The organism is Klebsiella sp. 18074 (genome assembly GCF_902705905.1).
Classification (GTDB): Bacteria; Pseudomonadota; Gammaproteobacteria; order Enterobacterales; family Enterobacteriaceae; genus Klebsiella; species Klebsiella terrigena.
In genome coordinates, this window is record NZ_CACSIS010000015.1 from 62219 (window position 1) to 84694 (window position 22476).

21 protein-coding genes are annotated in these 22476 nt (G+C 58.1%); 7 read left to right on the forward strand and 14 right to left on the reverse strand.

From position 1 onward, the window contains the following. Window positions 1–183: 183 nt before the first annotated feature. Window positions 184–2109 (reverse strand): bifunctional diguanylate cyclase/phosphodiesterase, encoded by a 1926-nt coding sequence (locus tag GVK32_RS16095; protein ID WP_159870344.1) that lies wholly within the window; start codon window positions 2107–2109, stop codon window positions 184–186. Window positions 2110–2266: 157 nt separating this feature from the next. Further along, window positions 2267–2764, reverse strand: coding sequence for a molybdopterin-dependent oxidoreductase (locus tag GVK32_RS16100; RefSeq protein WP_159870341.1), 498 nt, complete (start codon window positions 2762–2764; stop codon window positions 2267–2269). A 301-nt stretch (window positions 2765–3065) separates the two neighbouring features. Between GVK32_RS16100 and shiA the strand changes: the two genes are divergently transcribed. After that, window positions 3066–4394, forward strand: a complete 1329-nt coding sequence (shiA, locus tag GVK32_RS16105; protein WP_159870338.1) for a shikimate transporter — start codon at window positions 3066–3068, stop codon at window positions 4392–4394. Between the two features lie 43 nt (window positions 4395–4437). After that, a complete protein-coding gene (locus tag GVK32_RS16110) occupies window positions 4438–5178 on the forward strand; it encodes a lipoate--protein ligase family protein (protein WP_159870335.1) in 741 nt (246 codons plus the stop codon). Here GVK32_RS16110 and GVK32_RS16115 read toward each other — a convergent pair. After that, the gene (locus GVK32_RS16115; RefSeq protein WP_159870332.1) at window positions 5171–6094 is read right to left on the reverse strand and encodes a LysR family transcriptional regulator; all 924 of its coding nucleotides are present in this window, start codon (window positions 6092–6094) and stop codon (window positions 5171–5173) included. The two genes, GVK32_RS16110 and GVK32_RS16115, sit on opposite strands and share 8 nt — an antisense overlap. 118 nt (window positions 6095–6212) lie before the next feature. Between GVK32_RS16115 and GVK32_RS16120 the strand changes: the two genes are divergently transcribed. Continuing rightward, complete coding sequence (locus GVK32_RS16120) at window positions 6213–6602, forward strand: tautomerase family protein (RefSeq protein WP_041146346.1); 390 nt, start codon at window positions 6213–6215, stop codon at window positions 6600–6602. Window positions 6603–6634: 32 nt separating this feature from the next. On the opposite strand, the gene GVK32_RS16125 is transcribed toward GVK32_RS16120, so the two are convergent. Continuing rightward, complete coding sequence (locus GVK32_RS16125; RefSeq protein WP_159870330.1) at window positions 6635–7366, reverse strand: HPP family protein; 732 nt, start codon at window positions 7364–7366, stop codon at window positions 6635–6637. 207 nt (window positions 7367–7573) lie between these two features. Between GVK32_RS16125 and GVK32_RS16130 the strand changes: the two genes are divergently transcribed. Beyond that, window positions 7574–8683 carry an adenosylhomocysteinase gene (locus tag GVK32_RS16130; RefSeq protein ID WP_159870328.1) on the forward strand — a complete coding sequence of 370 codons (1110 nt, stop codon included), beginning with the start codon at window positions 7574–7576 and terminating at the stop codon, window positions 8681–8683. Window positions 8684–8726: 43 nt separating this feature from the next. Here GVK32_RS16130 and cobT read toward each other — a convergent pair whose 3' ends face one another. From cobT to dacD, 6 genes are all read right to left on the reverse strand, one after another. Next, a complete protein-coding gene (cobT, locus tag GVK32_RS16135; RefSeq protein WP_159870326.1) occupies window positions 8727–9785 on the reverse strand; it encodes a nicotinate-nucleotide--dimethylbenzimidazole phosphoribosyltransferase in 1059 nt (352 codons plus the stop codon). Between the two features lie 173 nt (window positions 9786–9958). Then, complete coding sequence (locus tag GVK32_RS16140) at window positions 9959–10282, reverse strand: DUF496 family protein (RefSeq protein ID WP_041146350.1); 324 nt, start codon at window positions 10280–10282, stop codon at window positions 9959–9961. A gap of 168 nt (window positions 10283–10450) precedes the next feature. Then, the gene (locus GVK32_RS16145; protein WP_159870324.1) at window positions 10451–11509 is read right to left on the reverse strand and encodes an FUSC family protein; all 1059 of its coding nucleotides are present in this window, start codon (window positions 11507–11509) and stop codon (window positions 10451–10453) included. Between the two features lie 98 nt (window positions 11510–11607). Further along, on the reverse strand, window positions 11608–12081 hold the full coding sequence (gene sbmC, locus GVK32_RS16150) for a DNA gyrase inhibitor SbmC (protein WP_159870322.1): 474 nt from the start codon (window positions 12079–12081) through the stop codon (window positions 11608–11610). A 396-nt stretch (window positions 12082–12477) separates the two neighbouring features. Further along, window positions 12478–13914 (reverse strand): capsule assembly Wzi family protein, encoded by a 1437-nt coding sequence (locus GVK32_RS16155; protein ID WP_159870320.1) that lies wholly within the window; start codon window positions 13912–13914, stop codon window positions 12478–12480. 155 nt (window positions 13915–14069) lie between these two features. Then, on the reverse strand, window positions 14070–15206 hold the full coding sequence (gene dacD / locus GVK32_RS16160; protein WP_255429493.1) for a serine-type D-Ala-D-Ala carboxypeptidase DacD: 1137 nt from the start codon (window positions 15204–15206) through the stop codon (window positions 14070–14072). Here dacD and GVK32_RS29220 point away from each other — a divergent pair. Continuing rightward, window positions 15136–15306 (forward strand): hypothetical protein, encoded by a 171-nt coding sequence (locus GVK32_RS29220; protein ID WP_227697862.1) that lies wholly within the window; start codon window positions 15136–15138, stop codon window positions 15304–15306. The two genes, dacD and GVK32_RS29220, sit on opposite strands and share 71 nt — an antisense overlap. Before the next feature lie 249 nt (window positions 15307–15555). Then, a complete protein-coding gene (gene sbcB, locus GVK32_RS16165; protein WP_159870319.1) occupies window positions 15556–16980 on the forward strand; it encodes an exodeoxyribonuclease I in 1425 nt (474 codons plus the stop codon). Between the two features lie 46 nt (window positions 16981–17026). Here sbcB and fusA read toward each other — a convergent pair whose 3' ends face one another. Beyond that, complete coding sequence (gene fusA / locus GVK32_RS16170) at window positions 17027–19129, reverse strand: elongation factor G (RefSeq protein WP_159870317.1); 2103 nt, start codon at window positions 19127–19129, stop codon at window positions 17027–17029. A 237-nt stretch (window positions 19130–19366) separates the two neighbouring features. Between fusA and GVK32_RS16175 the strand changes: the two genes are divergently transcribed. Then, window positions 19367–19678: a helix-turn-helix transcriptional regulator gene (locus tag GVK32_RS16175; protein ID WP_159870315.1), complete on the forward strand. Its 312-nt coding sequence runs from the start codon at window positions 19367–19369 to the stop codon at window positions 19676–19678. A 252-nt stretch (window positions 19679–19930) separates the two neighbouring features. Here GVK32_RS16175 and GVK32_RS16180 read toward each other — a convergent pair whose 3' ends face one another. From GVK32_RS16180 to GVK32_RS16190, 3 genes are all read right to left on the reverse strand, one after another. Further along, window positions 19931–21289, reverse strand: a complete 1359-nt coding sequence (locus GVK32_RS16180; protein ID WP_041146360.1) for an APC family permease — start codon at window positions 21287–21289, stop codon at window positions 19931–19933. Continuing rightward, a complete protein-coding gene (gene yoeI, locus GVK32_RS29555; protein ID WP_115193916.1) occupies window positions 21279–21344 on the reverse strand; it encodes a membrane protein YoeI in 66 nt (21 codons plus the stop codon). Before yoeI ends, GVK32_RS16180 begins: the two co-directional genes overlap by 11 nt. Before the next feature lie 234 nt (window positions 21345–21578). After that, window positions 21579–22469, reverse strand: a complete 891-nt coding sequence (locus GVK32_RS16190; RefSeq protein WP_159870313.1) for a LysR family transcriptional regulator — start codon at window positions 22467–22469, stop codon at window positions 21579–21581. Window positions 22470–22476: the final 7 nt, after the last annotated feature.

The following is a 22476-nucleotide window of genomic DNA, read 5'->3' on the forward strand; positions in this document are numbered from 1 at the left end:
ATTGAGCACGGTCGGGAACGGGGAAATATATTGCATATGATATACCCCTTTTAATCACTGAGGGTATTATTTTTTAAGAAATTTCACTCTACCACTATTTATACCTAACAAGGATTATCTTTATTGAATATAAGGTAAGACGGATCGGTATTAACCGATCCGCAGTAAAGAATTAACCCTGAGCTATTTATTACTGGCGGTATTCAGCGGCCCCGGTTTGCCAATCAGGTAGCCCTGCACCAGGTCGCAGCCTAATTGCTGAAGAGATTTTAACTGCTCATCCGTTTCGACGCCTTCCGCTACGATCCGCATATGCAAGCTTTTACCCATGCTGATAATCAGCCGGACAATATCCAGGTCATCTTTCTGCGCGGGAATATTAATAACAAATGAGCGATCGATTTTAATCTTATCAAACGGGAAATAACTAAGTCGTGATAATGAGGAATATCCGGTACCGAAATCATCAATAGAAATCTGGATCCCCAGCTCGCGTAGCTGGCTGAGGATTTCTAAAGAGCGCGTGTTTTCATTAAACACATCTGATTCCGTAATTTCCAGGTCAAGGCGATGCGGATCCAGCTCCGTGTGCTTCAGCACCGAGATAACGGTATCGGTCAACGAGCTGTTGATCAGCTGAACGGGCGATACGTTAACCGACACTTTGAGCGGCGATGACCAGCTCGCCGCTTCCTCACAGGCGGTTTTAAGCACCCACTCCCCGAGCGGGTTAATCATGCCAATCTTTTCGGCGACGGGAATAAATAGTGTCGGCGGCACCATGCCGCGCACCGGATGGAACCAGCGCACCAGCGCCTCATAGCCATAAATCTCGCCGCTCATCGTATCGGCAATCGGCTGGTAGTACACGCGGAATTCACCGTTATCGAGCGCCTGCTGCAGGTCGTCCTCAAAGGACTTATTCTCCTGCAGGCGCTGGAGCATCCCCGGGCGGAAGATCTGGACGGTGCCCGGACCCTCTTTTTTCGCCTCATAAAGCGCAAGATCGGCGCATTTATATAAATAATCGGTACGGGTTTCCCGGTCAGAGATAACAATCCCGATACAGGCATCAATGTTGATCAGCGAATCATAAACCTGATACGGCTGGCTAATCTTTTCGCGGATCACCGTCGCCCGCGCCAGAGCCTGCTCTTCGCTTAAATCACAGGAGACCAGCGCAAACTCATCTCCCCCGAGCCGGTACAGGGTTTCGGAGGTTTTGCGGAAAAAGGAGAGCCGGCTGGCAAGATCCTGCAGCAGCTTATCCCCGGAATCGTGGCCCAGCGTATCGTTAACGTCCTTAAAATTGTCCAGATCGAACAGCATCACCACCGCCGAGCCGTTGTATGGCCGAACCTGATTGACGATCTCCTGCAGCTTTTGCCAGAAGGAGAGACGGTTCGGCATCCCGGTCAAGGAGTCATGATACGCGTCGTATTGCAAACGCCGGTTTTGTACCTGGAGCTTCTCTTTTGACGCCTGCAGATCGTTGGCCAGTAGCTTCATGCGGACGTGCGCGCGGCGCAGGTTGTTATTTTGCCGCAGCATTAACAGCCCTAAGGAAATACACATGGTGATCAGCAGAATGGAAATTATCGAATAGATAAAATAGAGGTTCTGTATTTTATCGTGGGTCAGGTTAACAATATTAATATCCTGCGCCAGCGACATTGACGCCAGCCCGGTCATGGGACCATCGAGCTCGCCCATGCGCTGCAAAATCGGCTTTGTCTGCTGCGGGGTGATGGTATCCAGCTGCTTATCAAGCTGATACAGAATCGCGATCAGGCTCTCAATCGTCGCCCTGCGCCTCGCATCCTTACGAATAAACTCACTCGGCTCCCCCTGCTGCAGCGGCTTGATCTGGCCCATCATGATCTCCAGACGCAGCCGGACATCGTCCCGATCGACCCCTTCAACGCCCAGGGCATAGGAGCCCAGATGCGCTTCCAGCCGCATATACTCAGAGACTATCTGCGCGATTGACCACGAATCGGTGTAGCGGGTCAACTTTTGCAGCTCGCTCTGTCGCTCATGCACCAAATAGGTAATGTATCCGGTGATAACAAAAAGCGACAAAATAATGGCAGTGAGTATTCGATTCAAGATCAAACCCTTAGAGCCTATCCCATTAGGCTGTTTTATTTATCAGTTTGCTCCTGGGCAGAGCTCAACATCTCCACGTACGCCGTATACGCCTTGATTCCTGAGCCCTGCCGGTGTCCAAACCCTATGCAACAATTACGCCTGGCGGGACAGGCTATTACTCAATAATAATTTTCGCAACCTGCCACGCCGAGCGGGAATAATAGATTTGATTTTGTAAATCAGGACTGCTGTCGTAAGGATAAACAATAAACAGCGGGCCCTTATCGCGAACCCGCATATATTCACCGTTCATTTTTAAAGCCAAAATAACGGGGAATTTATGGAAATCATCAATCGGCACGATCGTCGTATAGTCATTAAGGGCGATGACCCGCGCCGACTTACCCTTTGCCGCGACTAAGTCCATGAGCTTGCTAAGGGAAACTCCGTCAAAACGGATTTTCCCGGAGTACCACGGGGTGGTGGTTTCGACGGTCTGCATGCCCAGCTTCTCTAATGCCGCGCGGTCAAACACCGCGGTATCGCCTTCATTTGTATTTCCAATAAGGCCGGAAATGGTTAAAACGGGCTTGCCCTCAGGCGCGGGCAGTTTTTCTGCAAATGCATTTGGTAAAACTATGAAACAAAATAAAACTGCGAACAATAAACGCATTTAACTCACCATTTCCAGGATTGGAGATTTGTTAATTGTAAACCATTTACAGCAATTCTTAAAAGATGTCATCGGAAGGTTGTGAGCTGTTCAATTAAAAAAGAATCCATAATTTCAGAACCTTCCGATCGCCCGCTGATGGCAGGCCGTAGAATGCACATTTTTTGCCGTTAATGCATGACGATGGGTAAAAATCTTTTCTCTCGCCCGGCGGCGCGGTAGTCTCTTTGATGACGCCGCTAAGAGTGCGTTTCATTCCAATAACGATAACGTAGCAACAGCACAGATTGACAGGACAGGTATGGACTCAACGCTTACATCTCCCCGCCCCGCCGGGGAAACCCACTCACTTCATCGCGCGCGAAGAGCGGCGTGGGGCAGTTTCGCCGGTGCCGTAGTCGACTGGTACGACTTTTTGCTTTACGGCATCACCGCCGCCCTGGTGTTTAATAAGGAGTTTTTTCCGCAGATAGGCCCGGCAATGGGCACGCTGGCAGCCTTTGCCACTTTTGGCGTTGGTTTTCTTTTCCGCCCGCTGGGCGGCATTATTTTCGGCCATTTTGGCGACCGCCTCGGGCGCAAGCGGATGCTGATGATGACCGTCTGGATGATGGGGATCGCCACCGCCTGCATTGGCCTGCTGCCCTCGTTCAATCAAATCGGCTGGTGGGCGCCGGTGCTGCTGGTGCTTCTGCGTGCGATCCAGGGCTTTGCCGTGGGCGGCGAATGGGGCGGCGCGGCGCTGCTCGCCGTAGAAAGCGCGCCAAAGCATAAAAAGGCCTTCTACAGCAGCGGGGTTCAGATTGGCTATGGCGTCGGCCTGCTGCTCGCAACCGGCCTGGTGTCGCTCATCAGCGCCAATACCAGCGACGAACAGTTTTTGAGCTGGGGCTGGCGTCTCCCCTTCCTCTTCAGCGTGCTGCTGGTGCTGGCGGCGCTGTGGATCCGCAACGGCATGAGCGAATCGGCTGAGTTTGAGCATCAGCAGCAGCAGCAGAAAAAGATGCCCACCGCGGCGAAAAAGCGCCTGCCGGTCGTCGAAGCGTTATTCCGTCATCCCGGCGCCTTTTTGCTGATTATCGCGCTGCGCCTGTGCGAACTGCTGACGATGTATATCGTTACCGCCTTCGCCCTCAGCTACTCCACGCAAAACCTCGGCCTGCCGCGAGAGCTGTTCCTCAACATCGGCCTGCTTGTCGGCGGGATCAGCTGCCTGACCATTCCGTGCTTCGCCTGGCTGGCGGATCGCTTTGGCCGTCGGCGCATCTATATTACCGGCGCGCTGATCGGCACCCTGAGCGGCTTCCCGTTCTTTATGGCCCTCGAAAGCCAGTCCTATTTTTGGATCCTGTTCTTCGCGCTGATGCTGGCCAATATCGCCCACGATATGGTGGTTTGCGTGCAGCAGCCGATGTTCACCGAAATGTTCGGCGCCAGCTACCGCTACAGCGGCGCCGGCGTGGGTTACCAGGTCGCCAGCGTCGTCGGAGGCGGCTTTACCCCCTTCATCGCCGCCGCACTGGTCACCTTCTCCGGTGGCTCCTGGCACAGCGTCGCCATCTATCTGACCGCTGGCTGCCTGCTCTCGGCCATCACGGCCATGCTGATGAAAAAGCCTCAGCACGCCTGACAGCGCAGGGACGGCGGGAAACCGTCGTCCCTAAGGAGACTCCATGAACCAGCACAACAGAGCGGCCTGCTGGCCGCAGCGCTTCATTCATCAACAGCTGCCGCTTCAGTACCACGCTGACCCGACGCTTGCCGAGCTGCCGCTGTTCGAGCGGGCCCGCGGCGGCGAAGCGCTGGCCCAGCTGTGGCAGGCCCCGCAGGGATTCGTGGTTCCCGGCAGCTACCGAAAATTTAGCCAGCTCTCCGCCGTTAGCGAACGTTTTGCCGCGCGCGGCTGGCCGGTTTGGCTGCGCCGCTCCGGCGGCGGCCTCGTGCCGCAGGGGCCGGGGATTGTCAATCTCAGCCTTGCCTGGCCGGTCTATCAGCCTCTGGGCGAGGCCGCTGAACCTATCTATCTGATGCTCTGCGGTCTGCTGCAGCGCGCGCTGGCGACCTTTGGCGTCGATGCCCACTTCCAGGCGGTAACCGGCTCGTTTTGCGACGGACGCTATAACCTCGCCTGCGGTCAGAGGGAGCAGGCGCGTAAAATTGCCGGGACCGCGCAGTACTGGCGGCCGATGGCGGAGGGCCGCGGTCATGTGGTGCTCGCGCATGCGGTGATCCTGATCGATGCCGATCCGATCGCCGCGCATCAGGCGGCCAATGATTTTGAGTCACAGCTGGGCAGCGGTCGGATTTACCACGCGGATAAAACCATCACCCTCGCCCAGCACCTGGCTGGCGAAAAAGATCTGCTTTCCCGCTTCCGCCAGGCGCTGGCGACCGAGCTGCAAAATCTTAGCTGAAGGTACTTTTCAGGTAGCGGCTGAAGGTCTCTACCGCCCGCGATACGCGCGGCGCGTAGGGGCGAATAACGTACAGACTCCCGGCAAACACCTCCACCGGCCGCCAGCCGGGCAGCAGCGCCTGCACCTCTGCGCGCGCTATCGCCTCCCGGGCGCTAAAATCGGGCAAAAGCGCAATCCCAAGCCCCGACAGCACCGCATCGCGAAGCGATTCGCTGTTATTAGTGGCAAAGGGGCCGCGCACCGGCACGCTCACGCGCTCGGCGCGATCGTCGTCAGATTCAAACGTCCACTGCGGGCTTTGCGAACCGCGCGGGTAGGTCAGACACTGGTGATGGCGTAGCGCATCGGGGGATTCCGGGGCGCCAAAGCGGCGGATATACGCCGGGGAGGCAACAATCAGCGTGGTGGTTTGACACAGCGTCCACGCGACGTGGGTATCCGGCAACGCCTCGCGTCGGCAGTGACGGATCGCGAGGTCAAATCCCTCGCTGGCAAGGGATACCAGCCGGTCGGTGACCTCCAGCTGCAGCTCAAGCTGCGGATGCTGATGCAGAAACGGCGTCATCGCCGGGACCAGCTGCTGGCGCGAAAAGGCAACCGGGGCCGTCACCCGCAGCGTACCGCGCAGCGGCCCCTCCTCATCACGGGTGCCGTTAAAGATATCGCGCAGCTGGCCAAAGGGCGCGTTCAGCTCAGCCACCAGCCTGAGCCCGTCTTCGCTGAGCGTCACGCTGCGGGTGGTGCGGTGGACCAGCGTCTTGCCGGTTACCCGCTCCAGCTCGCTGATTTTCTGGCTGACTGCCGATTTACTGACCGCCAGTTTTTCCGCCGCGCGGGTGTAGCTCTTCTGCTCTTCCAGCACCGTGAGCCAGTACAAATGGGTCCAGAAAACGTCGGGGCGCGGATCGCTCATCTCGATTGTTCACCTGTAAAAACAATGAATTCAAATATAGCGGTTTTTGCCCGTCGTCACATTGGATAGCATCGGTTTTGTCCACTCATCGTACATAAGACAATAAGGATGACCTGCTATGCCGCTCCTGACATTTGACGTGATCGAAGGTCGCAGTGAAGATGAAATAAAAACGCTGCTCGATGCCGCCCACCGCGCCGTACTGCATGCCTTCAAGGTACCTGAACGCGATCGCTACCAGATTGTTCATGAAAACAAGCCTCACCATATGGTGATTGAGGACACCGGTTTAGGCCTGACGCGAAGCCACCGGCTGGTAGTAGTAAGGGTGTTCACCAGCCCACGCAGCGAAGAACAAAAACAACTGTTCTACGCGACGCTGCTCGCCGAGCTGCAGGAACACTGCGGGCTGAGCCCAGATGATTTAATGGTTTCGGTGATAAGCAACCAAAAAGGCGACTGGAGTTTTGGCCGCGGCGTGGCGCAGTATCTGACCGGCGAGCTTTAGCCGCTCACCGCCGGCCCGCGCCGATGGCTGCGCTAAGCCCTCGGCGCAGCGGCCATGCGCCGGCGCGCCTTTTGTTCAATATTTTCCAGCAGCTCCTGGACGTCATCTTCATCAATATCGAGGAACTGGCCATCGAGCAGCGCGGCGTGAATATCCTCGCGGGTCACCGCAAGCCCCAGCGGAACGACTTTGCTTTTCACCTCTTCCGCCGCCAGCGGGTGCGGATAGCGGCGCCCAACGAGGTTATTAAATACGATCGCCAGCAGGGCCAGCATGGCGGAGTTCAGCAGTACCGGCGTCAGCACGAAGTGATAGCCTTCGCTGTGTACGCCGGCGCCGCCGAGGATGGCCGTCAGGGCCACGGCGCCGCCCGGCGGATGCAGGCAGCGCAGGAAATACATGCCCGCAATCGCCAGCCCGGCCGCCAGCCCGCAGGCTAGCGCAAGGTTGGGCACCAGCACGCCCACGGTTACGCCAATCAGCGCCGACAGCACGTTACCGCCGACAATCGACCACGGCTGCGCCAGCGGACTGCTGGGCACGCCAAACAGCAGCACCGCCGAAGCGCCCATAGGGGCGATAAACCACAGGTTGACTTCGCCCAGCAGCCAGTGGCTGAACATACTGGTGACCGCCAGCCCTGTCCCTGCGCCGAGGGAGCCGAGGAGAATATGCTTTCTGGCAACCGGCAGCGCGTGCGGCTTGAGGCGACCGATAAAAATGCGGATCCGCGAAAACATCGCGGAAGGTAAAACGCTTAACATTTCACTGCTCACTCACGTCATATGAATTACTTATATTTTATTTTCTTTTTTTAACCATATTTTAACAACCACGTATTTATCATGCCTATTCCCCCTCGCCCTGTCCGCCTGCCAGCCATTGACCCCGGCTATGTGATTTCAGCGTACTGCGCTAGAATCGTCTCCGTTCGGAATTTCCCCCACTCTACGGATTGAAGGCATAATACGTTGAATAATAATATTAATTTAGAGAAAGAAGTGGCATGGGCCAGCCAGAACATGCCGCGCACCCTGCGCCAGGTAGCCGCGCTTCCCGACCTGAGCCAGGTACGACTGGCCTGCTGTATGCATCTGGATATGAAAATGATCCCGCTGGTGCAGGGTATCCTGGAAAAGGGCGCGCAGGTCTTTTTAACAACCTGCAACCCAACCACCGTACAGGACGACGTCGTTAGCTGGCTGGTGGCGCGCGGCGCAGAAGCCAGCGCCTGGCGCGATATGAGCGATGCTGACTGGCAGCAGTCGTGGGAAAAGGCCATCGCCTGGGGGCCGACGCATCTGTGTGAAATGGGGGCCGATATTACCACCCTGCTCCACCAGCGGGGCGAATTTGGCAATATCGTGGCCGGGCTGGAAGCGACTGGTTCAGGCGTCAGCCGGCTGGGCGATATTCGCCCGGGCTATCCGATTTTTAACTGGGACGATCTGCCGGTTAAAGAGGGCCTGCATAACCGCCACATGGTCGGCCTGACCGCATGGCACACCTTCTTCCAGACCACCCATCTCACGCTGCATGAGAAAAAAGTGCTGGTGATCGGCTATGGCCTGGTGGGCCAGGGCGTTGCCGCCGCCGCGAAGGCCTTCGGGGGCCAGGTGATGGTCGCCGAAATCGACCCCGCCCGTCGTCTGCAGGCGGCTTACGACGGCTGGCATGTCGTCGAACTGCAGGACGCCATGGCTTCAGCTGACGTCGTCGCAACGGCAACCGGCGCTAAAAAAGTGGTTAACAGCAGCGCGCTGGATAAAGCGAAAGACGGCGTATTTATCCTTAACGTTGGCCACGTTGCGGAAGAGATTGACTGCGGCTACCTGCGCCAGTTCAGCCATGAAGAGGTGATGCCGTATATCAACGCCTATCAAATGGGCGCTAAAACCCTTTACCTGATGGCCAACGGTTCGATGCTCAACCTGACCGCCGGTTTTGGCGATAGCCTGAACGCCTTTGACGTTACCCTGGCGGTGATGACCAGCGGTATCAACCATATCGTGACCGACGGCATGAAGGCCGAGGCCAAGGTCTATCTGCTGCCGCAGAGCGTGTGGCAAAAAGCGCTGTAAGCCGAATAGCAGCAGGGCGCCTGACGGCGCCCTGCTTTGCGGTTTAGCGACTCTCCGGCAGGATGATATTACTCTCCGCCAGGGTTCCCATCTCGTTAAACACCGTACAGGCTGCCTCCACCAGGTGCATCGCCAGCGCCGCGCCGCTCCCCTCGCCCAGACGCATCCCCATATCCAGATACGGCTCAAGCCGCAGATGCTCAAGCGCAATGCGCGCCCCCTTTTCCGCCGACAGATGGGAGGGGATCAGATAGGGATGAACGGCTGGCGCAATGCGGCAGGCCGCCAGCGCCGATGCGTAGGAGAGGAATCCGTCCAGCACCACCGGCAGCCCGCAGGAGGCGGCCCCCAGCATCACGCCGGTCATACCAACCAGATCGAAACCGCCAACCTTTGCCAGCACCTCGAGGCCATCCTCAGCCCGCGGCTGATTGACGGCAATGGCCCGACGCACCACCTCCGCCTTATGCGCCAGCTGCGACAGCGGCAGGTTGGCCCCGATGCCGACGGTATCCTGCGCATCGCGCCCGGTCAGCACGCTCAGCACCGCCGCCGCCGGCGTGGTGTTCGCCATTCCCAGCTCGCCGACGCCGAACAGCGTCACGCCCTGAGCCGCCAGCTCGCGGGTGTAGGCGATACTCGCCAGCAGCAGCGCCGTCGCCTGCTCGTGGCTCATTGCCGCCGTTTGCGCAATATTGCCGCTGCCTCGCGCGACTTTTAGGTCGACAAGACCGGGGATCGGATCCGCGTCGATCCCAACGTCAACGACCCGAACTTTTGCCCCCGCCTGCGCCGCAAGGACGCAAACGCCGGTGTTTTGCCGGGTCATGTTTCTCGCCTGAATCGCGGTAATTGCCTGGGGCGAGATAGCCACGCCCTCGTGCCAGACGCCGTGATCGGCGCACATCACCACGATGGCTTTTTCTGCCAGCCGCAGCTGGCCTTTCAGCCCCGGCATACCGGCAAGCTGCACCGCCAGCGCCTCCAGGCGGCCGAGGCTGCCGGGCGGTTTTAATAAACCATCAAGATGCTGCTGCGCCTGGGCCATCGCCGCCCGATCCGGCTGCGGAATGTCGGCAATGGGAGCCGAAAGTGTGTCCATGATGTTCCTCGTAGCGCTTAAAGGGAGCGGACCGTTGCGCCCGTATTCTCTGCGTTCGGGCCAGCAGTCTGCGTTATACGGCGGTTCGCCATACACAAGAAAGGAGTCGTTCAGAGGGAATGCCGGGGATAACTCCCGGCGACGAGAACCGCCGCCGGGCAGGGTCGAGGAGCTTACTCTTCGACCTTCGCTTCGCCGATAACTTTCAGCTTTTTGGAGATGTCGCGGCGCTCTTTAGAGAGTTCAGCATTTTTGATGATGTAATCATCAACGCGATCTTCGTAATCGCTCTTCATGCTGGCAATGATGCCCTGGATAGCTTCAACGCTCATGCCCGGTTTGATGTAGTCGCTGAGGTTGTCCAGCAGCAGTACGCGCTTCTGGTTATCGCGGATCTTTTTCTCAACGTCCTGAATTTCACGCTGCAGCTTATTCTTACGACGATACAGACGAACAAACTCCAGTACGTCCTGGAAAGAAGGCTTAGTTGTTTCCATTTTTATACCCCTAATATTTGAGATTCGGATTCGCTAAAGCGACTGCAATATAGGGCTAACATAACTGTTAGCAGCCGCTGATGACAATGTTTTTTCCTTTAGGGTTATCATACCCCTAAATGCTGCTGAATCGAAGCAACCTGTGGGTCGGTGTCGCGTATCTGGTTTTTATTTACGCAACGCCCGACAGATCAAATTCGACAGCAGCTCAAGCTGGCGCGCCATCTCTATGGTTAGCCAGACGTAGCCGTGTATCGGCGTTTCCGAGAGATTTTCGCCCGGATGCTCTTTGATAAGCTGGCGCAGTTCGGCGACGATCTCATTGAGCTTTTCAGCGTTAGCCCGGATCGGCTGCGGGTTGCCTTCATAGAGGGCGTGGGCGATGGTCAGCAGCGTTTGCTGGGTCATTTGCTGAGTTTCGCGCAGCGTACGGGAGTTTAGCATCACAAAGTGCCCCGGCCGCGACACCCAGTAAGCATTAACCTGCAGCTCAAGCATACAGACCAGGTTACGACTGACGGTCTGAATCGCCTCGAAAATGGCCTTCTGGATATGGGTCTCTTTGCTTGCCGGCGTAATCAGTCCGCGCATTTTTACCACGTCGTTGAGGACTTTTTGCAGGTGTTTTTCCAGCCGCGGGCGCTCGACCAGGTTTGGTGAGATCCCGGCCTGATACAGGCGATTAAGGGCAGTGACGTAATTTGCCATCTGGATACGCCAGTGCAGAAACGCCCGCTGCGGCCAGATCCCGGTAAACAGCATCGCCAGCAGGGAGCCGAAGATAACGTCGCCGCTTCGCCACAGCGCGGTGTTCATGTCCCCCGGCGGCGCCCCTACCACCACCGCCAGCGTGATGCCGATCAGCAGCGCCTGATAGGGCTTTTTCCCTAAGGTCAACCAGCCGCAGAGGAACATCGCCGCCGCGCACCACAGCACCATCACGGGTAGGGAGATAAGCTCCAGCTTGAGCGCCACCAGCCCAAGCGCAGAGCCGAAGATGGTGCCGCCGATACGCTGAAACGCACGCGGCACCACGTTGCCCCAGAACGATATCGGCCCCATCACCACCACCAGCGTAATCAGCGGCCAGGTGCCTTCCGGTATGTTCAGCAGTCGTACCAGTAAAAAGGTGAGAACGAAAGCCAGCGCGATGCGGATGCCATGCACGATTCGGTAATGGCGATACAGGCGAATTTCGAAAGGCTTAAGTGATTTATCAGCGCGCACAATCCTCTCCGCTAAGAAGAAAAAGCCGATTGTAACTGCTTTTTCACCGCAAGCATCACGCTAATGTAAGAAACCTTGTTTATTCCGTGGATAAGCGCCTACCCGCCGATATGCTCAACGGGCACGTACATTTCGATATCCCAGTGGCCGTCGCGATTGCCGTCGTTAAGATAGAGCTCAAAGCAGGGTTTTGCCGCCAGCTGGTACTCTTTGCTTTGCAGCAGATTCTCAAAGAACTGCAGCCAGGGCGTGGCGAAATCATGATTCAGCACCCGCGCGCGGGCAATAGCGTACTCTCCGCCGGCGATCTCGGTCAGGATCACTCCTTCGCTATTGGCAGGAATGGCGAAGTCGTCGTCCACCGTCACCACGGTGTCGCAGCGCAGCTTCTCTGCCGCAACCTGCTCCGGGTTATCGTAATAGACAGCGATCCACTCCCGTGCCGGGATCTGGCGGCTGTTGACCCATACCGCCAGCTGCTCAAAGCCCTGCTTAACGGTCTGCTCCCAGGGTCCCACCATATGAAAACCGGCGATTTTACGCGCACCAACGGACTTAACGCTGTAGTTCATATTGCCTCCGCGATTGATAGAAAATACTGTATAAATATACATACAATGTAGCAGGCAGCTAAAAAACAGTATGTGCGCGGATTCACAGAGTCGCCATTGGCCGGGGTTGAAAAATGATTCAGAAAGCCGGCACGCAGAACGGATAATTGACTCAAGGGTTGGGCCGTCCGGCGCTGCCGGGCTGGCCTCTGCGCTAGCGCCGGCGTGGATACCTGCCGCAAGCGGGTGCGGCATGACCGGTTTTTTTTGCCCGTTTCTCCAGGATAGCCTGGTACCCGTCAGCAAACGACGACGTCGGGCAGAATCCAAGCCCCCTGCCGCGGATGCGGCCGATCGTCTACCAGGCTCTGCCCGACGTCATACCGGAAGCGTGGCGGCGAAAATCGCCGCCGGCGGTTACAGGCTAAAAGGGAGCTCAATCCCCATACTGGCGCCCAGATCGTCGCTGTCGCTGTGGTTAGCGTCGGTATACCACACGGAGGTACTGAGACGCACGGTGGGCATCACGTCCCCGCTCCAGCCTAACTGTACGGCTTTTAGAGTATCGGCGTGCGGGAAGGCTTTATTAATCCGCTGATTTTTCGGGTTCACCTCGGCGTAGATCAGCCGTGCGCTCCAGCGCTGATCCTCCTCGGTCACCAGCTCGACCTTGCCGGCGTACAGGCGCCCGTCGCCGCCCATCGCGTCGCCTAGCGGGTAACCCTGCTGGTAGTAGCCATCTTTGTAGATAAAGTGGTTATAGATGTAGTTGGTGCGCCCCATATTCGAGCGGGTATCGTGCGCCTCCAGATACCAGTTGATCGCGCTGCTGTTCCACTGGTGATGCCCTTCGACGCCGCCGAGGTAAAGATGGGCAGACGGCAGGTATCCGGCCTCATCCTCGCCGATCATCTGCCCGTAGACGCTTACCGGCCAGCCGGTGGTCGGCGCCAGCTTAAGTTTAAAATCAAATCCCGCCAGCTGATTGCCCGGGTCGTCCGCCGAATCGCCGGTGTTATCTCGCCCGGTAAGCCCCTCCCAGAAGCTGCCAAAGGAGGACGGGCGACCCTCGCCGCCCCACTGCATAATGCGCGAGGCGCCCAGCTCCAGCGAGGTAAAGGGCGAGACCGTCAGGCGGCCGCCGAAGACCCTGGTATGCGGTACCGCCGCGTACTGGCTCATCTGGCTGGCGGAAAGCTGGTACTGCCAGGGGCCAATCCAGCTTAGCCAGGCGCTCTGCGGAGCCCGCTGCTCGGCGCGCTGCAGCAAAAAGCCGGTCATCGGCCGCGCGGCGTCGGAACGAATCAGGCTCCCCTCATAGCCGGGGCCCCACCACTGCGGAATTTGCCCAAACGCCAGCCACTGGTTCCACAGCTTTACCGCCCCGTAGGCGCCGTTGGCGTTGACGTTGGAGCCGTTGCCGATGCGCTTGTCTCCTTCAACGTTGCCCTGCAGGTGCAGGTCCCACCATTCGCCGCTGTTATTGAGTGCGACGGAGAGCGAGTGGTCGGCAGGCCAGGACTCGGCGAAGCCCTGCGGCGTTCCCGGCCTGTCGGTTGAGCTATAGCCGGTGACGCGCAGGTCGGCTTTTAACGCCCTCAGGCGCTGGTTCACCCGGCTCAGCACTACCCTCTCTGCGGGCGTTGTCGGATGCGCGTTGGCCAGCGCGCGGCCGATCTCCTCTTCGCTCAGGGGCCAGGTCGATAAACTCAGCGACAGGGTTCCGCGATCGGATAACCAGGCTAAATCATTGCGGACGTCGTTATCGGCCAGAACCAGACCAGAGGCAAAGCCTGCGGGACTCAAAACGGCCGCAAGCCCCAGAGAAAGCGCACTACGCGCGAAAAATTTCATCTTCCCAGCTCCATTTCAGGCGCACGGGCGCCGGAGAATTTCCTTAAAGGGTGAGCAGGTAAGGTAATTGACTGAAACTAAACGAATCGCCAACCAGCGCCACAACGGCGTGGGGCGAGAAAGGGTGCCGCTCCGCAGGAGAGCGGCGCCGGGAGCTACAGCTTGTGGTGCAGATAATCACTCATGCGCGAGAACACGCCGCCCTTGCCAACGCTTTCCAGCGTCACCAGCGGCCAGTGGGCCACGACCTTGTCGCCGTCATAGAGCGAAATTTCGCCGACCCGCTGATTGGCGGCGATCGGCGCTTCCAGCTCTTTCTGATCCAGCACATATTTGGCCTTGATTCGCGAAACCTCCGACTTCGGCAGCGCTAACCAGAAGTCCTGGTCGGTGCCGAGCTGGATCTGCTCCTTATCGCCATACCAGATGTGCTCGCTGCCCACTTTCTTGCCTTTTTGCAGCACCTGGACGGTGTCGAAGTTTTGCTGGCCCCAGTGCAGCAGTTTGGCCGCCTGCTGCTCGCGCCCTTTCGGACTCTCGGCCCCCATCACCACCGCAATCAGGCGGCGCTGGCCGTCGACGGCAGAAGCAATAAGGTTAAAACCGGCGCCGGAGGTATGGCCGGTCTTCAGGCCATCGACGTTCATGGTTTTATCCCACAGCAGGCCGTTGCGGTTCTGCTGGGTGATCCCGTTCCACGTCAGGCTTTTCTGACTGTACATGTGGTACACGTCAGGCTCGCCGTGAATAATCGCCCGCGACAGGACCGCCAGATCGTAGGCCGAGCTATGCTGCCCCGGCGCGTCCAACCCGTGTACGGTTTCAAAATGGGTATCCTGCAGGTGCAGCTTTTGCACGTATTCGTTCATCAGGGCGACGAACTGCGGCTGGCCGCCGGCAACGTAGTCGGCCAGCGCCACGCAGGCGTCGTTCCCGGAGTCAACGATGAGCCCGCGGCTTAAATCGCGGACGCTAAGCCGATCGCCGGGCTTGAGGAACATCAGCGATGAACCATCAAATACCGGGTTGCCCTTCGCCCAGGCATCTTTGCCGACGGTGACCATATCGTCAAAGGTGATGCGGTGGCTGTCGATGGCGCGGTCAACGACGTAGCCGGTCATAAGTTTCGTCAGGCTGGCGGGATTGCGCTGCTGATGTTCGTTACCGGCGGTCAGGATCTGACCGGTGGTGTAGTCCATCAACACCCAGGAGCCTGCCTGAATGGAAGGCGGCGTCACGGTGACGGGAAAATCATTAGCGGCAAAGGCGCAAGAAACGCTCGAAGCGAGCAAAGTTACAGCAATAAAAAAACGGCCTTTCAACGGCATATCCTCAAGATTTACAGATTCGCCGTCCTTTTTACGGAAGTTCTCCTTTCATATCATGGTTTAATTGCAAGAAAATATGACACGAGAAACGCCCTGCGCGGCCGACGCCCTTCTGATGCCCGGGCAAATCGTTTACCATAGCGCGTCATACTTCAGCAGCATGTGCGTTGGCGTTATGACACGGCTCATCCCTGAGCACCGGCCTTACGGGCCGCTGCGACACGGCGTGCAGATCCGTTGCGGACAGATTTGTCGCTTACCGCGCACGATTTATAGAGTACGGACGCCAACCACCACGGAAAATAGACAGACTATGCAAGATAGCGCCAATCAGCCCGGATTTTTATTCCACGACTACGAAACCTTTGGCACCCGTCCGGCCCTTGACCGGCCGGCGCAGTTTGCCGCTATCCGCACCGACGCGGATCTTAACGTCATCGGCGAGCCCGAGGTGTTCTACTGCAAGCCGGCTGACGACTATCTGCCGCAGCCGCAGGCGGTGATGATTACCGGCATCACGCCGCAGGAAGCGATCGCCAAAGGCGACAACGAAGCCGCCTTTGCCCGCCGCATTCACGACCTGTTCACGGTGCCAAAGACCTGCATTGTGGGTTACAACAACGTGCGTTTCGATGACGAAGTCAGCCGCAATATTTTCTATCGCAACTTCTACGATCCCTACGCCTGGAGCTGGCAGCACGATAACTCGCGCTGGGACCTGCTGGACGTGATGCGCGCCTGCTACGCGCTGCGCCCGGAAGGCATCAACTGGCCGGAAAACGACGACGGCCTGCCCAGCTTTCGCCTTGAGCATCTGACCGTGGCCAACGGCATCGAGCACAGTAACGCCCACGATGCGATGGCCGACGTGTATGCCACTATCGCCATGGCGAAACTGGTCAAAACCCGACAGCCTCGCCTGTTCGACTACCTTTACACCTTCCGCAATAAGCGCAAGCTGGCGACGCTGATTGACGTGCCGCAGATGACGCCGCTGGTCCACGTCTCCGGGATGTTCGGCGCCGCGCGCGGCAACACCAGCTGGGTGGCTCCGCTGGCGTGGCATCCGGATAATCGCAATGCGGTGATTATGGTTGACCTTGCCGGCGATATGTCGCCGCTGCTGGAGCTGGACGCCGACGCGCTGCGCGAGCGGCTGTATACCGCCAAAGCCGACCTCGGCGACCTGCCAGCGGTACCGGTCAAGCTGGTCCACCTCAATAAATGCCCGGTGCTGGCCAAGGCCAATACGCTGCGCCCGGAAGACGCGGAGCGTCTGGGCATCAACCGCCAGCGCTGCCTCGATAACCTGCAGCTGCTGCGCGGCCAGCCGCAGGTGCGGGAAAAAGTGGTGGCCATTTTTGCCGAAGCTGAGCCGTTTGTGCCTTCCGATAACGTCGATACCCAGCTCTACAACGGCTTCTTCAGCGATGCCGACCGCGCGGCGATGAAGATTGTGCTGGAGACCGATCCGCGCAACCTGCCGGCGCTGGACATTACCTTCGCCGACCCGCGTATCGAACGCCTGCTGTTTAACTATCGCGCGCGAAACTTCCCCGGCAGCCTTGATGAAGCCGAGCAGCAGCGCTGGTTAGAGCATCGTCGGGAGGTGTTTACGCCGGAGTTTTTGCAGGCTTATGCCGATGAGCTGCAGACGTTGCAGCAGCAGTATGCTGACGATAATGAAAAACTGACGCTGGTGAAAGCGCTGTGGCAGTACGCGCAGGATATTGTTTAGAATAAATAAATTCCCGGACTGCGCGATGCAGGCCGGGAACGGTTATTTACCCTTTCGCGCGGCTGGCGATAATCGCCTCCGCCACGTTACGCGGGGCCTCCGCGTAATGATGGAACTCCATGCTGTAGGTCGCCCGCCCCTGGGACATCGAGCGTAGCGTCGTGGAATAGCCGAACATCTCGGCCAGCGGCACGTCGGCGCGAATAATCTGGCTGCCGAAGCGCTCTTCCATCCCCTGCACCATGCCGCGGCGTGAAGAGAGATCGCCCATAATATTACCGGCGTACTCTTCCGGCGTTTCCGCTTCCACGTGCATCACCGGTTCGAGGATCGCCGGGTCGGCCCTGCGCGCGCCCTCCTTGAAGCCGAAAATGGCCGCCATGCGGAAGGCCATTTCCGAGGAGTCGACGTCGTGGTACGAACCAAAAGTCAGGGTCGCTTTGACGTCCACCACCGGATAGCCTGCCAGCACGCCGGTGCCCATCGCTTCGCGCAGGCCTTTTTCCACCGAAGGAATGTACTCGCGCGGCACCACCCCGCCTTTGGTGGCATCTTCAAAGACGAAGCCGCTGCCGGGTTCCAGCGGTTCGAGAGTCAGCACCACGTGGCCGTACTGCCCCTTGCCGCCGGACTGGCGGACGAATTTACCTTCCACCTCTTTCACCGTTTTGCGGATCGTCTCGCGATAGGTCACCTGCGGACGGCCAATGTTCGCCTCAACGCCAAATTCACGGCGCATCCGGTCAACGATAATTTCCAGATGCAGCTCGCCCATCCCGGAAATAATCGTCTGCCCGGACTCCTCGTCGGTGTGCAGGCGGAACGACGGATCTTCCGCTGCCAGGCGCTGCAGCGCGATACCCATTTTCTCCTGATCCGCTTTGGTTTTCGGCTCGATAGCCAGCGAAATCACCGGCTCCGGAAACTCCATTCGCTCGAGGGTGACGATCGCGTTCGGATCGCACAGCGTGTCGCCGGTGGTGACGTCTTTCAGGCCAACGCAGGCGGCGATATCGCCGGCGTGCAGCTCGTCCACCTCGTGGCGATCGTTGGCGTGCATCAGCACGATGCGGCCGATACGCTCTTTTTTACCTTTAACCGGGTTATACACCGCATCCCCTTTCTTCAGGGTGCCGGAATAGACGCGGATAAAGGTCAGCTGGCCCACGTAGGGGTCGGTCATCAGCTTGAACGCCAGCGCCGAAAGCGGTTCATCGTCGGCAGGATGACGCTCCGCCGGCCGGCCTTGCTCATCAACGCCCTGAATCGCCGGGATATCCAGCGGGGACGGCATCAGTTCAATGACCGCATCGAGCATCCGCTGGACGCCTTTATTCTTAAAGGCGCTGCCGCACAGCACCGGCTGGATCTCTCCGGCAACGGTGCGCTTACGCAGCCCGGCAACGATCTCAGCCTCGCTCAGATCGCCGGTTTCGAGGTATTTGTCCATCAGCTCATCGCTGGCTTCCGCCGCCGCTGAGACCATTTTCTCCCGCCACTGGCGGGCGGTTGCCAGCAGCTCGTCCGGCACCGGCACATAGCTGAAGGTCATCCCCTGGGTTGCATCGTCCCATAAAATGGCGCGCATTTTGATGAGATCCACGACCCCAACGAAATGCTCCTCGGCGCCGACGGGAATCACCACCGGCACCGGGTTGGCCTTCAGGCGGTCGATCATCATCTGCACCACGCGGAAGAAATCGGCGCCGGGGCGGTCCATTTTATTGACGAAGGCCAGCCGCGGGACGTGATACTTGTTCGCCTGCCGCCAGACGGTTTCCGACTGCGGCTGCACGCCGCCGACGGAGTCGTAGACCATCACCGCGCCGTCCAGCACCCGCATAGAGCGTTCGACTTCAATGGTAAAATCGACGTGCCCTGGGGTGTCGATGATATTAATCCGGTGCGGCTCAAAGCTGCGGTCCATGCCTGGCCAGAAGCAGCTTACCGCGGCGGAGGTAATGGTTATCCCGCGCTCTTGCTCCTGCGCCATCCAGTCGGTTGTTGCCGCGCCATCGTGTACTTCACCCAGCTTATGGCTCATTCCGGTATAGAACAGAATGCGCTCAGTGGTGGTGGTTTTACCGGCATCGATATGCGCGGAGATACCGATGTTGCGATAACGTTCGAGGGGGATGGGTCGGGGCATGATGCGTCCTTAGTCATTTTGACTGTCAGTGAGCGGCGAAATGGCCGCGGTTCGTTCAACGGCCTCTATCATAGTACAACTGTACGAGTATATTCGAACTATTTTTGCTATCGTTACTATCGGTGAAGCTGCACCACCGCGCGTGGCTTTAGCGATTGAGTTTGGGTATATTACCGGCCAGCCGCCGATACGGGCTGCTGTTCCGCGGAGCAGAGCAACCGCCGACACAGGAATATTATGATCGCCAATCACCCCGAACGTGAACAAATCCGCCTTGAAAATGTTCTTTTTGCCCTTGGCAATCCGATGCGGCTGGAAATCATCCGCAGCCTCGCCGACGGCAGCGAGCAGAGCTGCAACGCGCTACGTCATGAAGATGTGGCGAAGTCGACGATGACCCACCACTGGCGCGTGCTGCGCGATAGCGGCGTGATATGGCAGCGCCCTCAGGGACGGGAGAATATGATTTCGCTACGCAGGGAGGATCTGGAGGCGCGTTTTCCCGGCCTGCTGGATGCGCTGCTTAAGGTGATGCAGCAGGAGAAGTAAATCGCCCACATTTCTGCCGAATCTCCCGGAGGCGATGCTGCGCATCTGTCCGGGCTACCGGCCCGCAAAACCACATGAACTCGTGCCCGGGAATCCCGGGTTGCGGCGTACACGCCTTACCCGGGCTACCAGACCGTGAGCAGCGGTGAACCTGTAGTCCGGCTAAGCGTAGCGCGAGCCGGGAAGATCGACATCCGCCAGAAACAAGAAAGCCGGAGGTCTCCCCCCGGCTTTTTTCATTCTGATGCGCGATCAGGCAATGTCTTCGTACTGCGGAACCGGGTTACGGAAACGACGGGTTACGCAGGCCAGGTAGACCAGGCCGATGGTGCCCCAAATCAGGCCCAGAACCATAGAGCTCTGCTCCAGGTTGACCCACAGTGCGCCAACGGTCAGCGCGCCACAGGTTGGCAGCACCAGGTAGTTAACGTGGTCTTTCAGAGTCTTGTTACGCTTCTCGCGGATCCAGAACTGCGAAATGACCGACAGGTTAACGAAGGTGAAGGCCACCAGCGCCCCGAAGTTAATCAGCGCCGTCGCGGTGACCAGGTCGAATTTAATCGCCAGCAGCGCAATGGCACCCACCAGCAGCACGTTAAACGCCGGGGTACGCCATTTCGGGTGAACGTAGCCGAAGAAGCTGGTCGGGAATACGCCATCGCGGCCCATCACGTACATCAGACGGGAAACGCCCGCGTGTGCGGCCATACCGGAAGCCAGAACGGTCACGCTGGAGAAGATCAGCACGCCCCACTGGAAGGTTTTGCCCGCCACGTACAGCATGATTTCAGGCTGCGACGCATCCGGATCTTTAAAGCGCGAGATATCCGGGAAGTACAGCTGCAGGAAGTATGATGCGCCGATGAAGATCATCCCGCCAATCAGCGCGGTCAGGAAGATAGCCTTCGGGATCACCCGCTCTGCGTCTTTGGTCTCTTCAGACAGAGAAGAGATACCGTCAAAGCCGAGGAACGAGAAGCACAGAATGGTCGCACCGGTAATCATCGGCACCACGTGGGCCCCTTCGGACCAGAACGGACGGGTGCTGGTCAGCGTACCGGCGCCTTCACCGTGCATGATACCGTAGATAATCAGGCCGACGATAACCGCCACGATGCCCATCTGCAGAACCACAATCAGGGTATTGAAGTTCGCCACGGCCTTGATGCTGCGCAGGTTGGACACGGTCATAAAGCCGACCAGCGCCACCACGAAGATCCACGACGGAACGGAAGGCATCAGCGCTTCAAAGTAAATCTTCGCCAGCAGGATGTTGATCATCGGCATAAACAGATAGTCGAGCAGCGATGACCAGCCAACCATAAAGCCAACGGCCGGGCTGATAGATTTCTGAGCGTAGGTGTAGGCGGAGCCTGCAGACGGAAAACGACGAACCAGTTTACCGTAGCTCAGCGCCGTGAAAAGAATTGCGATCAGCGCGAAGGCGTAGGCCGTCGCAACGTGACCGTCAGTCAATCCAGAGACGATACCAAACGTATCGAACAGCGTCATCGGCTGCATATAGGCCAGGCCCATCATGACAACCGGAATCAACGTAAGCGTTTTACGTAATTCCACGCGAGAGGTTTTTGGAGTAGCGTTATGCGACATTGTGGTCATCCCCTTTTACGGCGAAAGCCATCGCGTAAGCAAAAAATTGCCCCATTTCTGTGTATTCCTCAGCGACAACAACTGTCGGTTTTTAGTAAATATCTATCCGGTACGAAGCCCGGCCTCTTGGTATTGAATGATGTGTCTTTAAAGCAAAAAAATAACCGACACTTTAAAAAGCGTCGGCTAGTTTCTGTTTTTCAGGCCGCGTATTTTGCAACATTTACTGGCCGGATGACAAGCCGTAGAAGAGCCAAAAAATTGCAGAAATTATTTAACAGCCTAATATTCATACAATTTTAGTATTGTATATCCTGCGAATAGCATTATTTGCTAAAACAGCATTCTGCCACCATTCGCTGGCGAGGCCGGATGCGTCCTCATGCCAGCCAATCCACGCCCGGTAGAGCGGCTGATGGGCGGCAACCTCCTTCATTATCAGCTCGCCGAGGTCAAGCTGGGCCTGGGCCAGGTAGCGCGGTAGATAGCCCCAGCCAAGACCGGCGGAAACCAGCGCCAGCAGGCCGGGAAAATCAAACGCCGCCAGATTCTCCCGATCGTCAGCGGACGGCCAGCCGCCGCCGCAGATAATGGCCCGGTGGCGCTTCATCACTCGCCAGCTCAGCGGTTCCGGCAGCTGCGCCAGCGGATGCTGCGGGGCGACGACAAAAATATGCTCCAGCTCGCCGAGCGAAGTGAAACCGTAGCCGCTGAGGGCTGGCGGATCGCTTAACGCGCCGACCACGATATCCGCCCGCCCTTCGACCAGCGCCTCCCAGCGGCCGCTAACGGTCTCGCGGCTAAAGCGCAGCTGCGCCAGCTGGTGCTGCTGATAAAACTGACCCGCCAGCGGCGCCAGTAAAGAGAAGGGAAAGGTGGGGTCCACGGCAATGACCAGCGCGTTTTCCCAGCCCTGGTGCAGCTTAATCGCCTGTTTTTCCAGCTCCCGCGCGGTGTGCAGCACTTCGCGCCCCTTTTCCAGCAGCAGCTGGCCGCTGGGGGTAAAGCGCGCGCGGTGTCCGCTGCGGTCAAGCAGCTGAATATTAAGATCGCTTTCCAGCTTATGAATGGTGTAGCTCAGCGCGGAGGGCGTTTTATACAGCTTTGCCGACGCCGCGGCAAAGCTCCCCTCTTTTTCCAGCGCATCCAGAATAACGAGGACATCCAGCAGTGGTTTCATCGCCGCC

What these genes read in the sequence shown, in the direction of transcription:
- GVK32_RS16100 (WP_159870341.1), bottom strand. Translation starts at nt 2,764, where the DNA reads ATGCGTTTATTGTTCGCAGTTTTATTTTGTTTCATAGTTTTACCAAAT.
- shiA (WP_159870338.1), top strand. Translation starts at nt 3,066, where the DNA reads ATGGACTCAACGCTTACATCTCCCCGCCCCGCCGGGGAAACCCACTCA.
- GVK32_RS16110 (WP_159870335.1), top strand. Translation starts at nt 4,438, where the DNA reads ATGAACCAGCACAACAGAGCGGCCTGCTGGCCGCAGCGCTTCATTCAT.
- GVK32_RS16115 (WP_159870332.1), bottom strand. Translation starts at nt 6,094, where the DNA reads ATGAGCGATCCGCGCCCCGACGTTTTCTGGACCCATTTGTACTGGCTC.
- GVK32_RS16120 (WP_041146346.1), top strand. Translation starts at nt 6,213, where the DNA reads ATGCCGCTCCTGACATTTGACGTGATCGAAGGTCGCAGTGAAGATGAA.
- GVK32_RS16125 (WP_159870330.1), bottom strand. Translation starts at nt 7,366, where the DNA reads ATGTTAAGCGTTTTACCTTCCGCGATGTTTTCGCGGATCCGCATTTTT.
- cobT (WP_159870326.1), bottom strand. Translation starts at nt 9,785, where the DNA reads ATGGACACACTTTCGGCTCCCATTGCCGACATTCCGCAGCCGGATCGG.
- GVK32_RS16140 (WP_041146350.1), bottom strand. Translation starts at nt 10,282, where the DNA reads ATGGAAACAACTAAGCCTTCTTTCCAGGACGTACTGGAGTTTGTTCGT.
- sbmC (WP_159870322.1), bottom strand. Translation starts at nt 12,081, where the DNA reads ATGAACTACAGCGTTAAGTCCGTTGGTGCGCGTAAAATCGCCGGTTTT.
- GVK32_RS16155 (WP_159870320.1), bottom strand. Translation starts at nt 13,914, where the DNA reads ATGAAATTTTTCGCGCGTAGTGCGCTTTCTCTGGGGCTTGCGGCCGTT.
- GVK32_RS29220 (WP_227697862.1), top strand. Translation starts at nt 15,136, where the DNA reads ATGGAAGGCGGCGTCACGGTGACGGGAAAATCATTAGCGGCAAAGGCG.
- sbcB (WP_159870319.1), top strand. Translation starts at nt 15,556, where the DNA reads ATGCAAGATAGCGCCAATCAGCCCGGATTTTTATTCCACGACTACGAA.
- fusA (WP_159870317.1), bottom strand. Translation starts at nt 19,129, where the DNA reads ATGCCCCGACCCATCCCCCTCGAACGTTATCGCAACATCGGTATCTCC.
- GVK32_RS16175 (WP_159870315.1), top strand. Translation starts at nt 19,367, where the DNA reads ATGATCGCCAATCACCCCGAACGTGAACAAATCCGCCTTGAAAATGTT.
- GVK32_RS16180 (WP_041146360.1), bottom strand. Translation starts at nt 21,289, where the DNA reads ATGTCGCATAACGCTACTCCAAAAACCTCTCGCGTGGAATTACGTAAA.
- GVK32_RS16190 (WP_159870313.1), bottom strand. Translation starts at nt 22,469, where the DNA reads ATGAAACCACTGCTGGATGTCCTCGTTATTCTGGATGCGCTGGAAAAA.